This is a genomic window from Fructobacillus papyrifericola, from assembly GCF_018437235.1.
Lineage (GTDB): Bacteria > Bacillota > Bacilli > Lactobacillales > Lactobacillaceae > Fructobacillus > Fructobacillus papyrifericola.
This window is the reverse complement of record NZ_JAAMFJ010000002.1, coordinates 1-14138: the sequence shown is the minus strand read 5'-3', so window position 1 is coordinate 14138 and position 14138 is coordinate 1. Positions and strand designations below refer to the sequence as shown.

16 protein-coding genes are annotated in these 14138 nt (G+C 49.9%); 14 read left to right on the top strand and 2 right to left on the bottom strand.

The window, feature by feature from the left end:
- Window positions 1-3 precede the first annotated feature (3 nt).
- The 5 genes from rnr to G6R28_RS03500 all read left to right on the top strand — a co-directional run bounded on the left by rnr (window position 4) and on the right by G6R28_RS03500 (window position 5527).
- Window positions 4-2436 carry a ribonuclease R gene (gene rnr / locus G6R28_RS03520; RefSeq protein ID WP_213792864.1) on the top strand — a complete coding sequence of 811 codons (2433 nt, stop codon included), beginning with the start codon at window positions 4-6 and terminating at the stop codon, window positions 2434-2436.
- A gap of 22 nt (window positions 2437-2458) precedes the next feature.
- The gene (gene smpB / locus G6R28_RS03515) at window positions 2459-2923 is read left to right on the top strand and encodes an SsrA-binding protein SmpB (protein ID WP_213792863.1); all 465 of its coding nucleotides are present in this window, start codon (window positions 2459-2461) and stop codon (window positions 2921-2923) included.
- Between the two features lie 225 nt (window positions 2924-3148).
- The gene (gene rny / locus G6R28_RS03510; protein WP_213792862.1) at window positions 3149-4705 is read left to right on the top strand and encodes a ribonuclease Y; all 1557 of its coding nucleotides are present in this window, start codon (window positions 3149-3151) and stop codon (window positions 4703-4705) included.
- A gap of 139 nt (window positions 4706-4844) precedes the next feature.
- Complete coding sequence (locus G6R28_RS03505; protein WP_213792861.1) at window positions 4845-5216, top strand: DUF948 domain-containing protein; 372 nt, start codon at window positions 4845-4847, stop codon at window positions 5214-5216.
- Between the two features lie 11 nt (window positions 5217-5227).
- Window positions 5228-5527, top strand: a complete 300-nt coding sequence (locus tag G6R28_RS03500; protein ID WP_213792860.1) for a hypothetical protein — start codon at window positions 5228-5230, stop codon at window positions 5525-5527.
- A 50-nt stretch (window positions 5528-5577) separates the two neighbouring features.
- On the opposite strand, the gene rnhC is transcribed toward G6R28_RS03500, so the two are convergent.
- The gene (rnhC, locus tag G6R28_RS03495; RefSeq protein WP_213792859.1) at window positions 5578-6537 is read right to left on the bottom strand and encodes a ribonuclease HIII; all 960 of its coding nucleotides are present in this window, start codon (window positions 6535-6537) and stop codon (window positions 5578-5580) included.
- An 83-nt stretch (window positions 6538-6620) separates the two neighbouring features.
- On the opposite strand from rnhC, the gene G6R28_RS03490 reads away from it, so the two are divergent.
- Genes G6R28_RS03490 through G6R28_RS03475 form a run of 4 tightly spaced genes read left to right on the top strand, consistent with a single transcriptional unit; the run spans window position 6621 to window position 11075 of the window.
- Complete coding sequence (locus G6R28_RS03490; RefSeq protein WP_213792858.1) at window positions 6621-7142, top strand: CvpA family protein; 522 nt, start codon at window positions 6621-6623, stop codon at window positions 7140-7142.
- A 13-nt stretch (window positions 7143-7155) separates the two neighbouring features.
- Entirely contained in the window at window positions 7156-9552 is a 2397-nt protein-coding gene (locus G6R28_RS03485) for an endonuclease MutS2 (protein ID WP_213792857.1), read from the top strand.
- Between the two features lie 59 nt (window positions 9553-9611).
- Window positions 9612-9962 carry a hypothetical protein gene (locus tag G6R28_RS03480; RefSeq protein WP_213792856.1) on the top strand — a complete coding sequence of 117 codons (351 nt, stop codon included), beginning with the start codon at window positions 9612-9614 and terminating at the stop codon, window positions 9960-9962.
- A 9-nt stretch (window positions 9963-9971) separates the two neighbouring features.
- The gene (locus tag G6R28_RS03475; protein WP_213792855.1) at window positions 9972-11075 is read left to right on the top strand and encodes a metaphase chromosome protein 1; all 1104 of its coding nucleotides are present in this window, start codon (window positions 9972-9974) and stop codon (window positions 11073-11075) included.
- Window positions 11076-11128: 53 nt separating this feature from the next.
- Here the strand turns inward: G6R28_RS03475 and G6R28_RS03470 are convergent, their stop codons facing one another.
- Entirely contained in the window at window positions 11129-11452 is a 324-nt protein-coding gene (locus G6R28_RS03470; protein WP_213792854.1) for a hypothetical protein, read from the bottom strand.
- 290 nt (window positions 11453-11742) lie between these two features.
- Here G6R28_RS03470 and gmk point away from each other — a divergent pair, with 290 nt between their 5' ends.
- From gmk to G6R28_RS03445, 5 genes are read left to right on the top strand one after another with little or no spacing between them, the layout of a single operon-like run.
- A complete protein-coding gene (gmk, locus tag G6R28_RS03465) occupies window positions 11743-12342 on the top strand; it encodes a guanylate kinase (RefSeq protein WP_213792853.1) in 600 nt (199 codons plus the stop codon).
- Window positions 12343-12355: 13 nt separating this feature from the next.
- Entirely contained in the window at window positions 12356-12571 is a 216-nt protein-coding gene (rpoZ, locus tag G6R28_RS03460; RefSeq protein WP_213792852.1) for a DNA-directed RNA polymerase subunit omega, read from the top strand.
- Between the two features lies 1 nt (window position 12572).
- Entirely contained in the window at window positions 12573-13148 is a 576-nt protein-coding gene (locus G6R28_RS03455) for a peptidylprolyl isomerase (protein ID WP_213792851.1), read from the top strand.
- A gap of 50 nt (window positions 13149-13198) precedes the next feature.
- The gene (locus G6R28_RS03450) at window positions 13199-13591 is read left to right on the top strand and encodes a CvfD/Ygs/GSP13 family RNA-binding post-transcriptional regulator (RefSeq protein ID WP_213792850.1); all 393 of its coding nucleotides are present in this window, start codon (window positions 13199-13201) and stop codon (window positions 13589-13591) included.
- A gap of 11 nt (window positions 13592-13602) precedes the next feature.
- Window positions 13603-13974 carry a hypothetical protein gene (locus G6R28_RS03445; protein ID WP_213792849.1) on the top strand — a complete coding sequence of 124 codons (372 nt, stop codon included), beginning with the start codon at window positions 13603-13605 and terminating at the stop codon, window positions 13972-13974.
- The last annotated feature ends 164 nt before the right edge of the window (window positions 13975-14138 follow it).

The window sequence follows — 14138 nt, the reverse complement described above, 5'->3', positions numbered from 1 at the left end:
TACATGGAAACAAAGCAAGTAAAAGAACAGTTGGAAGGCTTTTTGAAGGCCAATCCGAAACAGGCCTTTTCCGCCCAAAACTTGGCGGACGGCCTCCGCTTGGAGGGCGCTGCCGGCTACCGTCAGGTACTCGGTGTCTTAGAAAACCTCGCCGATAACCAAATCGTTAAAAAAGTCGACCAGGATTCTTATCAGTTCCAGGGCCAAAAGGGCGACATCGTCGGCGAATTCAAGGCCAATGATAAGGGCTTTGGCTTTGTCCGCTACGACGAAAACCTGCCGGACTACTTTATCGGACCGGATAACACCCTACATGCCATGCAGGGCGACACGGTCCGCGTCTCAATGGTCAAGCCGGCACAGTCGGCCGACCGCGGTCCCGAAGGAAAAGTCGAAGAAATTCTCGAACACGCCTATACCCGTGTCGTTGGGATTTACTCGTCCAACACGCCCTTTGAAGGAACCGTTGGCCAAATTCGCTTAACGGATAAGAAGGCCGGTTCCTACCAAGTGATTGTCGATGCCTCGACTGCCGATGAAGAGCTCCACGACGGCCAGGTTGTCGTAGCTGAAATTCAATCCTATGCCGACGCCGTTCACCCCAAGCAGCTGATTGCCACGGTGACTGAAGTGCTCGGCTTTGAAAACGAACCCGGCATGGACATCATGCAAATCGTTGAAAACAAGAAGGTGCCAAACCGCTTCCCAGACGCTGTGATGAAGGAAGCCGACGCCATTCCAAACGAAGTGCTGAAGTCCGAATGGGAAGGCCGTCAAGACATTACGGATCAGCCTTTGGTCACCATTGACGGAGCTGATACGAAGGATATTGATGACGCCGTTGTGGCCTGGAAGTTAGAAAACGGAAACTACCACCTCGGGGTCCACATCGCCGACGTTTCCCACTATGTCCGTCCGGGAACGGCCATCGATGAAGAGGCCTATAACCGTGGCACTTCGGTTTACTTAACGGACCGCGTGATTCCGATGCTACCTCAGAAGCTGTCAAACGGCATTGCTTCTCTGAACCCCAACGTCACTCGCTTGGCCATGTCCGTTGAAATGGAAATTAACCAACAGGGTGAAGTGGTTAAGCACCGCTTGGAGCAATCTGTCATCGAATCCCACGCCCGGATGACCTATGACAAAGTCAACCAGATTCTTGCTGGTAACGAAGAAGCTCGCAAAGAATACACCGGCCTGGCCGACATGTTTGACACGATGGGCGACTTGCACCAGATTTTGGCCAAGAAGCGTGAAAAGCGCGGGGCCATCGAATTCGATGCACCCGAAGGGTCCATCATCGTCGACGATCAGGGGAAGGCCATTGACGTGGTTGTCCGCGAACGAGGCACTGCGGAACGGATGATTGAATCCTTCATGCTGGCTGCCAACGAAACGGTCGCCGAACATTTTGATAAGAAGAAGGTTCCATTCCTTTACCGGATTCACGAAACGCCGGATGAGGAACGGGCGCAGTCCTTCTTTGAATTCGCCAAGGCATTGGGCCACCCGGTTAAGGGAGATCCAGCCAACGTGACGCCAATGATGCTTCAGACTTTGATGAAGAAGGTCAAGGACGATCCGGCCGAACAAATGATTTCAACGATGATGCTGCGGGCCATGAAGCAGGCTAAGTATTCACCGGAACCACTGGGCCACTTTGGTCTGGGTGCTAAGTACTATACGCACTTCACTTCGCCAATCCGTCGTTACCCTGACTTGACGGTTCACCGCTTGATCAAGTGGTACACCAAGAATGGCTATGGCGTCGAAGCACAGGAAAAGTACGCCTCATCGCTGGCTCAAATCGGAGTTGATACTTCCACTCGTGAACGCCGGGCCATCGATGCAGAACGCTTGGTCGACGCCATGAAGAAGGCGGAGTACATGGAAGACAAAGTCGGTAACGAATACGAAGGCGTGGTTAACGCGGCTTTGAAGTTCGGCCTCTTTGTCTCCTTGGATAACACCGTTGAAGGTTTGGTGCACATCTCGAACCTGACCGATGACCACTATGACTACGACGAAAAGCACGCGGCTTTGATCGGCCGTTCCAAGCACCACATCTTCCAGATTGGCCAAAAGGTCAAGGTGAAGGTCATCCGTGCTTCTAAGAAGGATTCGACCGTCGACTTTATGCTGGTCAATCCAGAAGAGGCCCCAACGACCGATATTAAAGTCCCTCAACCAAGCCGTGGTCAATTCGGCCGCGATAAGCGGGACAAGAGCCGTGGCCGTGGGAACGGCGGTAACCGAAAAGGTGGCAATGACCGTAACCGTGGTCGCTCTGACCGGCAGGGAAAACATGACGGCCCAAGAAAGGAACGTGGTCAGTCCGGCCAGGGCCGTTCTGAAAGCAATCAAAAGAGGGGCCAGCAGGCGGCCAAGTCCGGTCAAACCCACAAGCACCCCTTCCAAATGAAGCAGAAGTAAGCCGTTAGCGAAAGGAGCTGCCATGGCAAAGAAAAAAACGATTCAAAACGATGCTTTGGCAACCAATCGCAAAGCGCGCTTTAATTACAGCATTGAGGAAACGGTGGAGGCTGGAATTGTCTTAACCGGAACCGAAATCAAATCGGTTCGGGCCGGCCAAATTACCATTGGGGATGGCTTTGTGACCATTCACGACGGCCAGGCCTACTTAACCAATGTCCACATTGCCAACTACGAGCAGGGGAACCAGTTCAACGTTGAGCCGACCCGCTCCCGCATTCTCCTGTTGCACAAGCGACAGATTCAGCACTTGGCTGTCTTGGCTAAGGAGAGCGGGGTGACCATCGTGCCCCTCAAGGTCTACTTAAAGAAGGGCTTTGCTAAAGTCTTAATCGGCGTTGGTCGTGGAAAGAAACAGTACGATAAGCGGCAGTCAATTAAGAAGCGTGATGTCGAACGGGACTTGAAGCGCCAGTTTAAAAATTAAGTGAGAAGAAGCACGGATATAAGGTGCTTCTTTTTTATTTCTAAATAAGAGAGCTGGGCAAAGAAAAATTTTCCGCTGCAGAGAAGGGGCAGAAGGGGCCATCTAGGCGACTTTTAGCGGAGTGAAAACCCGGTTTCAAAAGCGCTTTCAATTGACCGCCGAGGCTTCTTTGTCTATACTAGACATGTGAATTGTATTTAGATTCATGACTGAAAGGAAAAGAATATGCTGACATTGATTATTTCAGCACTCTTTGCTCTTTTAATCGGCTTAGCTGGTGGTTATCTAGGTAAAAAGGTCCTTGACCAAATTCGCCTAGATAACGCTAAGCAGGTTGCAACAAACATTTTAAAACAAGCACAAGACGAAGCAAAAAGCATTAAGAAATCCGCTGAAGTCGATGCCAAGGGCTACGCCCAGGAGTATCGTCACCAGGTTGAGCAGTTGCTTGCCGACCGACAAAAGCGGGTGGAAGGCCAGGAATCACGGTTGCAAGACCGGATTGATACCCTGGATAAGAAAGACGCCACGTTAAACGAACGCGATGCTTCTTTGATTAAAAAAGAAACAAAGCTGCAGAATCGTTTGGACTCCGCGGCCGAAAAGGAAGAAGCGGCTTCACAAAAGCTTTCGGAACAAGAAGCCAAGCTGGAAGAAATTGGTCAAATGACCAAGGACCAGGCCCAGGACGTGATTTTGTCCGAATCCAAGGCCCAACTTGAAAAAGAACGGGCTGCTTTGATCCAAGAGTACGAACAAGACGCTAAAAACGAGGGTGAGAAGCGGGCCCGCAACTTGATTGTTGACGCCATCCAACGCTCGGCTGCCGATACGGTATCCGACGTGACGGTTTCGGTTGTGAACCTGCCAAGTGAGGACATGAAAGGCCGGATTATCGGTCGTGAAGGCCGCAACATCCGGACCATTGAATCACTGACTGGTATTGATTTGATCATCGATGATACGCCAGAATCAGTGGTTCTATCCGGCTTTGATCCACTCCGTCGTCAAATCGCGAAGAACGCCTTAGAGGCCTTGATTCAAGATGGTCGGATTAACCCGGCTAAAATTGAAGAAGCGGTTGAAAAGGCCCGTCGCCAAATGGACGAAAACATTCGCCAAAAGGGTGAGGAAGCCGTTTTCGAACTTGGTATTCGTGGTTTGCACCCCGACTTAATCAAGTTGGTGGGACGCATGAATTACCGAACTTCTTATGGACAAAACGTCTTACAACACTCTTTGGAAGTCGCCAAGCTGACCGGCTTGATGGCTGCCGAATTTAAAATGGATGTCGCGCAAGCAAAGCGTGCAGGGCTCTTACACGATATTGGAAAAGCAGTCGACGCCGAAGTCGAAGGTTCTCACGTTGAACTCGGTGTTCGAATCGCTGAAAAGTATCATGAAAAGCCAAACATTGTAAACGCCATCGCTGCCCACCACGGCGATGTTGAAGCAACATCACCACTTGCTGAACTGGTGACGGCTGCGGATGCCATTTCCGCTGCCCGCCCAGGTGCCCGTTCCGAATCGCTTGAAAACTACGTTCAACGATTGACGGATCTGGAACACATTGCAAGTGATTATCAAGGCGTGAAAACCGCTTACGCCATTCAGGCTGGCCGTGAGGTCCGCGTGATGGTGGAGCCTGACCAGGTTTCTGATATTCAGGCAACGGTTCTCGCTCACGATATTAAGGCACAGGTCGAAGATCAGCTCGAATATCCTGGACACGTCAAGGTGACGGTTGTTCGGGAAACAAGGGCCATCGATTACGCCCGTTAAAAAAAGCCCTCCGGGGCTTTTTTATTTTGAAAGCGGCAGGTGCCTGTCAACGAATTGTTGGAATTCGGCTTTTCCTGGTAATTCGCTCATATTTTGTTACAATAGAAATGATTTCAATAAATATTTGATTGGAGAGATTATGACGGTAGGACAGATTTCACTATTAATTTTCGCCTTGGCCTTCTTGCTTCTTGTGTTGGCTTTGTCGATTTTCTTGCTTCGCTTGACGCGTTCCGTTTCCGTTTTGACAACGGATTTGGACACGGTGGTTCGTTCATCAAACGAGTTGATTGCCAATACCAATTTATTGGTTGACGACGTAAACGATAAGATGGCAACGCTGAACGTGACGGTGCAGGCTGCAGCTGACTTGTCCGAAACGATTTCTGACTTAAACCAATCGGTTCGTAAGACCTCAACCTCCGTTTCTGGTTTTGGAACGGCTACTAAGACGGGCTTTGCCCTTGTTTTGTCAAAGCTCTTTAAAAAGTCTTCAAAGAAGACGAAGTGAAAGGATCAATCATGAAAGCATCAGCAAAGGTATTGGCTGGCTTCCTCTTTGCCATGGGAGCTTCGGCCGCATACAAGTTGGCACAGTCAGAACGTGACCAGGAAAACTTGAAAAAGAAGTTAAACGATGTTCAAAGTCAAGTGCAAGACATGGTGGAAAAGGCTTCATCGGCTGTTGCACCATACTTGGAACAGGCCAAGGCATCTTACAGTTCTTCAAAGGAAGCTCTGTCGGATTCTGTGGCCGCACACGAAGACGACGATCAAGAAGACATCGAACTTGAAGAAAAAGATCTCGATTTGAACAAGTAAAAAAGCACCACACAGTCTGAATTGATTGTGTGGCGCTTTTTCTTTTGACTTTAATGAAGAAGGGCTTGGGCCTTTTTTGTATTGGCGAAGTGTAGCTTGGCAAAGTGCCGCAGGTCCTTGCCCTGGTTTAGAAGGCAGGCGGCCGTTTTGTCGGCCTCTTTTCCCGCCCCGATAGGCAGAGGCATGCCCGCCTCCTGGCTCAGCTCATCCATGCTCTTTAATTCAACGTAGCGGGCGAGAACTGAAGCAGCAGCGACGGCCACGTGCTCGCTTTCCCCCTTGGTAATGAAGTAGGTAGCAACATCGGGCCGAACCTGCCGGTTTTTTGACAGGTAGCGGTAGTAGGAAGAACCCTGAACGAATTGGTCGACCAGAATGGCGTCCGGTTTTTGGCCATCGGTCAGCTTAGCGAGGACTTGGTTGTGGGTGAAGTTGTGGGAGAGGGCCTTCATGGCCACGACGTTTTGCCCGCTTTCTTGTTTCTGGTTATAAAAGTCGGGCGTCAGGTTAACGATGTGGTAGGGCAGGTTCTCAATGATATAGGGGGCCAACTTCTTGATTTTATCGTCGGTCAGGGTTTTTGAATCGGCAAAGCCCAGCTTTCGCAATTCGGCCACCTTGTCACGGGGAACGTAGACGGCCGCCGTTGTCAAGGGGCCAAAGTAGGCTCCGGCGCCAACTTCATCGGAGCCAATCACGCCCCAGTCGGCAAAGCCAGCCGGAAGAGCCGTCCTTGGCTTCTTTCCGCTCGGCCGCTGCGGGTTGGCCCTTTCTGCTGACAGGCCAGTGGCAGTCGGTTTTGCCAGCAGGTACTGCTTGAAACGGACCGCCTCTTGATCAGGTTCCTTGCCCTGAATCAGGAGCTTGCCAGAACGGTAGGCGGTGATAGTTTGCCCGTTTTGCTTGGCCTGGAAGAGACTGTTGGCAGGAGCGGGTCGAACCAGGGCGTCCGCGTATGTTTGTTTGGCTTTTTTTAAGCCTTCTTTTGTCAGTAAAATCACAGTTTGCATGCCTTAATTATAGCAGTTTTAATGGTATAATTGAGGGTATTAACGGCAAGCAAACGCTTGCCGACTTTTTCAGGAGGACGCCCATGGTACTCATGTGGATTGGTATTTTATTCTTAGTTCTGATGGTTCATTCGGGCTATCGGACCGGTCTCGTGACCAGCCTGGCGAAAATCGTCCTTTGGGGCTTGGTCTTATATGTGGCAACGGTGCTTTCAAAGCCTTTGTCGACCGTCTTTTCCGGCTGGATTTCCGGCCAGTTTGCCAGACCTTCGGTGCCAAGTTCTTGGGCTAACTCCGGTTCGACTTTCCTGGCTTCCGGCATCGCCTTTGCCGTGATTATGGCGCTCGGGACTTTTGTTGGGCACTTCTTACTGCGTTCCGTTCACTTTGTTCGCCGGATTCCCTTCCTGGGCAAAGTCGACGGCCTCCTCGGTGCCCTCTTATCCCTGGCCCTGGGCTTGGTCCTGGCCTTCTTTGCTTTGGAAATCCTTTCAGTCATTCCAAACGCCTGGTTGCAGGGACAGTTTACTGAAAACCAGTACTTAAACCACTACATCGATCAATTCCCCATCATTTCTAACAAAATTTATCAATGGTGGCTCTAAAGCTTGAGGTATTATGAATCAAAAAGTTCTTCAAACACTCGAATATGAAAAGGTAAAACAGGAATTACTGCCCTTTATTCAAACGGCCCAGGGTGAGAAACTAGTCGCTGCCTTACAACCATCTTCTTCCTTCGATGAAGTCAGTGAATGGTTGCAGGAAACGGCCGAAGCCGCCATGGTGGAGCGGCTGCACGGCGGCTTGTCCCTGCCCAATTTGGAAGATATCGAAGAGCAGGCCCGCCGTTTGCAAATCGAAGCTTCTCTAAACGGCAGTGAAATCGTTGCCCTTGCCAAAGTCTTACAAGCAACGGCAGCCATTGCCCACTTCTTTGAGCGCATTCAAGAAGACGATTTAAAGGGTTCGCTGCCCCGCTTACAGGCAAAAGTCGAGCAACTGATTCTTCTGCTTGAACTGACCAAAAAGGTGCAGGAAACCGTTGATGATCAAGGTCGGGTCCTTGATTCGGCTTCCTCTGCCTTGGCTTCCTTCCGCCGGCAAATGGCCGGTAAGGAAGCGGCCATTCGGGAGCGCCTTGCCAACTACACCCGGGGCAAGTCCGCCCGCTACCTGTCTGAGACCATCGTGACCAAGCGGGCCGACCGTTATGTGCTCCCTGTCAAAGTCGAGTACCGTCACCAGGTGCCAGGAATTGTTCACGACCAAAGTCAGTCGGGCCAGACCTACTACATCGAGCCACAGGCCGTCGTCGAGTTGGCCAATGACTTGTCTGAAGTCCGTGTTTTGGCCTTAGCCGAAGAAGACCGGGTACTTTCAGAACTGTCGGTTCTTTTGGCTGAACATGAAGAAGACTTGCGTCAAAACGCAGCGGTTCTGGGACAGCTGGACTTTATCAATGCTAAGGCCCGCTTGGCCAAGGCCCAAAATGCCATGGCGCCGGAGTTATCGAAGGAGAAGGCGGTCGCCTTGCACCAAGCCTGGCATCCACTGATTGGAGAAGCCAAGTCCGTTAAAAACGATATTTCTTTGGGTGAGGATTTTGAAACGTTGATTATCACCGGGCCAAACACCGGTGGTAAGACGATTACCATCAAGACTCTGGGCCTTTTGCAACTCTTAGCACAGTCCGGACTCTTCATTACGGTTGGCCGTCCGTCAACGGTGACGGTCTTTGACGATATCTTTGCAGACATTGGCGACGAGCAGTCGATTGAGCAGAACCTCTCGACTTTTTCATCGCACATGGAAAACATCAAGGGCATTTTGGAAAAGACCAATGAAAACAGCCTAGTGATTTTCGATGAATTGGGTGCGGGAACGGATCCGTCCGAAGGTGCCGCCTTGGCCATGGCCATTTTGGATAAGACCAAGGCCTTAGGGGCGCGGACCATTGCCACGACCCACTATCCCGAACTAAAGCTTTACGGTAACGAACGGCCAGGAACGGAAAACGCTTCCATGGTCTTTGATGTGGAGACACTTAAGCCAACTTACCAGCTCTTGATTGGTGTGCCGGGGCAGTCCAACGCCTTGGCCATTGCCGCTCGTTTGGGCTTTGACCAAGCAGTTTTGGCAGATGCCAAGACCATGGTGAACCCGGAAGACCAGCAATTAAACGACATGATTAAGGACCTGGTTGAACAGCGCCAGGCCGTTAAGGCAGAACGGGCGCAGTTGAACGCTGACCAAGAGGCGGCCAAGGTCGCAAAAGAAAAGCTGGATGAAGAGCAGCTGAAGCTCGAAAAGGACCAGGCCAAAGTCATGCTGGACGCCAAGCGAAAGGCAAACGAACTGGTTTCAAAAACCCGCAACGAAGCCGAAAAGCTGATTAAGGAAATTCGTTCGGAACGTCTGAACGGGGGCAGTTCTGCCCAAAAGCTCTCCGAGCAGGATTTGCAAAAGCAAAAGCAGGCGATTGCCGCCTTGCAGCAGTCCGATAAGCTGGAGAAGAACAAGGTCTTGCAGAAGGCCAAGCGGGTTAAGGAACTCCACGCCGGCGACGAAGTCCTGGTTTCTTCCTATAACCAGCAGGGGACTTTGGTTAAAAAGCACAAGAACGGCCAGTGGGAAGTCCAGATGGGTATCTTGAAGATGCTGGTCGATGAAGACGACTTGACCAAGACCGAGGCAACGGCCAAGGCCCAGCAGGAAAAGAAGAAGCGGCAAAAAGTCGCCAAAACGGCCGCCCGTTCTGGTAACACCGGCCGCGTTCAAGCCAAGCTAGACCTGCGTGGCGTGCGTTATGAAGCAGCCTTAACCGACTTGGACCGATACTTAGACTCCGTTGTCCTAGCCAACCTTTCCTCCGTTGAAATCATTCACGGAAAGGGATCTGGTGCTCTTCGTCAGGGCGTGACGCAGTTCTTGCGTTCCGATCGACGGGTCAAGGAATTCCACTTTGCTTCGGCCAACGCCGGAGGCGATGGGGCAACCATCGTGACGCTAAAATAAATTTTTAACGAATTGTTTGTTCAATTCGAAATGACTGGGCTTTGCCCAAAAGGAGCCGTATGGCAGAAAAGAAATACCCAGCGGGTCAATACTTGTCCGCATTGTTTGGCTACGCCCGTGACTTTAACTACAACCACTTGGTCTTTGAAGTGAACCGTTTCAAGGTATTGGTATCCTTGCAGCGCCGTTCAAACACTTACGGCAACGCCGACCTCTTTTATGGTTCAGCGGAACCAAAGGCCTTTGCGCCCGTTCTCTCCGCCATTAACCAGGCAATTGAAATTGCTGAATTGGAGGGCGACCGCCAGGCAACGGTCAAGACGCCGGACTTGACGCGCAAAGACCAAATTTTTCAATTCAAGATGAAGGAATTCGGTCACGGCAAGTACCTGCTTGACCTCAGTATTTAAGGAGTTTTCATGAAACAAGGAAAGTCAGCTCAGATTAAAAAGTTTAAGAAGCAAAAGAGCTTGCAAAAGTTCCAGGAAAAGACCAAGTTATCCCCATTTGATTACAACGACTTTGCCGGCTTCCTGCGGGCCCGTTTCTTCTTGACCAAGCAGCACAGTTACCAGAAGGAAACCTTTGAAGTCGCTTCCTTCTTCTTGGATGACTTGATTGCCACGATGGTCCAGCAGAACTTTTCGGACTTTACATCGGACAAGCCGGTCATTGTGAAGCTCAACGAAGTGATGCAGGCCACCTTGGTGCAGTCAGCTGATCGTGACTGGCGCTACTTCATCTTGCTCATGCCCGTTTTGTATGACATTCAGGCCTTCTTGGCCAAGGAAGCCTCCGTTTCGGATCGCTTCTCCGTTCAAACGACTTCCTTTGATCCAAACTTCTGGCGGATGATTATCCGAACGGTGCTTGCGGTCAACTACTTCCGCTTCCAGGGGCAAGACGTTGCCAAAGTCATGGCGGCGGGGAATGCCATCGATGACTTGCAGTTTAAGTTCTTGAACCAAAACGAGCAGGATGACGACTTTGATTTGAAGGCAATTGAAGAGGTTTACAAGGGCTTAGCTGTAACGGAACCAAAGCTTTCCGGCAAAGTCGTCGAGCCCAAGAAGGAAAAGTTGTCTGCCCAAGCAGTGGCAGACGAGCTGGCCTTTGGAAAGCGGATGGTGGACACCTTCCAAAAGACTGCCATCAAGGACCTTGTTTCCGAACAGGAAGTGCAGCTGCTTTTGGCCTTCCACAAGGGCTTGGCTCAGAAGTACCAGGTCACGCACCGGGAATGGACCAATGACCTGTTGACGACTTTTGCCAAAGAAGACCTCATGGATTACTGGCAACCGGAATGGGACTCCTTGGATGGATTGGGTGGTGAAATTGCGCGCTACGTGAAGTTCTTGGACCAAAAGAAGGCAATTGATACGGTTCGGATTGCTGAATTGGAAGCTTCGGGACTCGACCACTACGTTGACATTCGGGCAGTCAATAAGTTACTGGCCCAGTTAAAAGATGATCGTTTGGAAGCCTTGTTAGAAGAACCAAAGCGTGAAGCTGAAAAGAAGTAAACAAAAAGACCCTTGGTCCAAGAGGAAAGGACCGAGGGTCTTTTTGTATTTGTTTAGCCGATGTGACGAAGAAGGGCGGGTGTCAGCTGGTGGCAGCGGTTGCTCATTTGATCGTCAATGAGTAGGGCACCGGCCTTGTCTTGGAAGAGCACACCGAAAAAGTCCTGGATGCGTTCTTGATCAAAGCCGTAGTTCATCTGGACGGCGACTGGTTGGCCGTTGTTGATGGCCTCTTCTAAGCGCGTGATCAACACGGTGCTGTTTTGTTGTTCTTTTAATGGGACCACTTCGAAGTGCTCCTTGACCTTTGTCCAGCTCTCCTTGAGCTGTTGAAAGAAATTGACTTGTGGTTGGGCTGAAAGCTTAACTTGCATCATGCCGCCTCCTCTTTATCTGTTGACTTTAGTATACGAACAACTGTTCGAAAAAGCAAACCTTTTTCTTTCTTAAATTTGTCTAAAGAGTTGATAAATACCTTTATAACAGCGTTTTATCCACATCCGTAAAGAAGGGAACAGCCATTCTCTTTTCGCTTTTTGTTCGCCTTTTAAAAATCACGAGCAGGAAGGCGGGCCTAAGAAGGGCTAGGCAATAGTCAGAATTGAATTTTAGTCCATTTCCTGGTAAGATACCTTTATTAGATACTAGAGATGATAAGAGGACGAACATGACTGAACGGGGTTTGTTAATCGTGTTATCAGGGCCATCTGGCGTTGGTAAGGGAACGGTTCGAAAGGCGATTTTTGAAGACGATGGCGTTGACTTCCGTTACTCCATCTCAGCAACGACAAGAAAGCCCCGAACAGGGGAAGAAGACGGCAAGGATTACTTCTTTGTCTCCCGTGAGGACTTTGAAGAAAAGATTCAGGCCGGTGACATGCTGGAATACGCTGAGTACGTTGGTAACTATTACGGTACGCCACGTTCCTTCATAGAAGAAACCCTCGCTTCTGGCAAGGATGTCTTCTTGGAAATCGATGTCCAAGGCGCCTTGCAAGTCAAGGCCAAGATGCCTGAAGGTGTCTACATCTTCTTGACGCCACCAGACATCAAGAACCTGCGAATGCGCTTGGAGGGACGGGGAACGGATTCCGCCGAAGTAATCGAAAAGCGTGTTGCCGCTGCCAAAGATGAATTGAAGAAGATGATCAACTACAACTACGCCGTTGAAAACGACGTTGTTGAAAAAGCCGTTGATCGCATCAAGGCCATTATCACAGCCGAACGCCTGCGCGTTTCCCGTGTGATTGACCAAATTACGGAATAAAGAGGAGAGAGCCATGTTACTTTACCCATCAGTTGATAAGTTGCTTGAAAAAGTCGATTCACGTTACAAGTTGATTGCCCTTGCATCAAAGCGAGCCCGTGAATTGGACGCCGGCATGCCAGCAACACAGGTTAAGTTTGACTCCGTGAAGACGGTTGGACAAGCATTGGAAGAAATCGAAGCTGGCGACGTGGTGATTAACCCCGTTGTGCAAGACACTGAGGATTAAGATGAGCGACTTTCCACAATTGGCCCTTGGCCCAGACGATGTAAAAGCAACGTTGAAGACAAACTATGGTGATATCGCCCTGGCGCTTTTTCCAGAACAGGCACCCAAGGCGGTCGAGAATTTCCTGACCCACGCCAAGCAGGGTGACTACGACAAGGTGATTTTCCACCGGGTCATCAACGACTTTATGATTCAGACGGGTGATCCCGAAGGAACTGGTCGTGGCGGTCAAAGTATTTGGGGCAAGCCCTTTGAAGATGAGTTTTCAAAGGAACTCTTCAACATTCGCGGCGCCCTTTCAATGGCTAACGCCGGTCCAAACACAAACGGGTCGCAGTTCTTCATTGTTCAAAACAAGCACTTTCCAAAGCAAATGAAGCCTTACTTGGGCCGCTATGCAGAAGAAATTGCCAATGTTTATCAAGAAGAGGGCGGAACGCCTTGGCTAGATGGTAAGCACACCGTCTTTGGTCAGGTTGTGGCTGGCATGGATGTTGTCGATAAGATTGCTGCTGCTAAAGCCGATCGTGGCGATCGACCAGTAAAAGACATTGTGATTGAGCAAGTAGTCCTCTAGCCTCTGGCGGGGACTTTTTTATTAACATTTACAATAGAAGGAGTTGGCCAATGACTTATCAAATCGGTCAAAAAGTCACGGGAACCGTAACGGGCATTCAGCCATACGGGGCCTTCGTGAAGTTAGATGAAACGACCCAGGGGTTGATTCATATTTCGGAGTTAAAGTCCGGCGTTGTGAAGAACCTTTCCGATGAACTGTCAGTGGGGCAGCAGGTGTCAGCGATTATTTTAGACATCGACCAGTATAGTCAAAAGATTTCCCTTTCCGTTCGTCAATTGAGCCTGATGGCCCTGGTTGATACGCCAATCATCAAAAACACGAACGTGAAACGACGCTTTTGGACAAACTATCACCTGGACTTCGGCTTTGAACCAATCGCCTTGGCGATGCCGGGTTGGTTAAAGGAAGCAACCAAGCGTTTAGGAATTGAGAATCAGTAGAGGAGAATGCGATGACTGTCGTAGCTGCAACTGTAATTGCTTATGATCACGACTTGCCCTATTTCTTAGTTGAAAACAAGAATGGAAAAGATGAGTTCTTGGCTGTCAAAGTCCATCAACACCATGAAGAAACTTCCTTGGGGATGATTCTGAAGTCCTTTGCAGCTTTGGGCGTCAAAGACTTTGATTCCTGGCGTCTGGGTGAGTTGGCGACAATTGAGTTGCCGGGGGAAGAACAAGCACCGCTCTATTCCTTTCACGTCACCGACTTTGCAAAAGTCGAAAAGGACTTGCCCAAAACGCTTTCCTTTAAGACGGGTGATGAGATTCAGCAGCTGCTGACGACGATTCAACCATCGACTTTTACAGCCTTTGACGAATAGAAGAGGGCCAGTTGCTTCTAAACGTTCGAATTCATCGATAAAAAAGGCGTTATGAAACGCTAAACCCTATTCTTCTTTCGGCTTTAGAAAATTGATTCAACTTCTTCCAAAAAACCATTGACCAACCCCCAAGCAGCCGGTATACTAATTATTGTTCCTTGCGA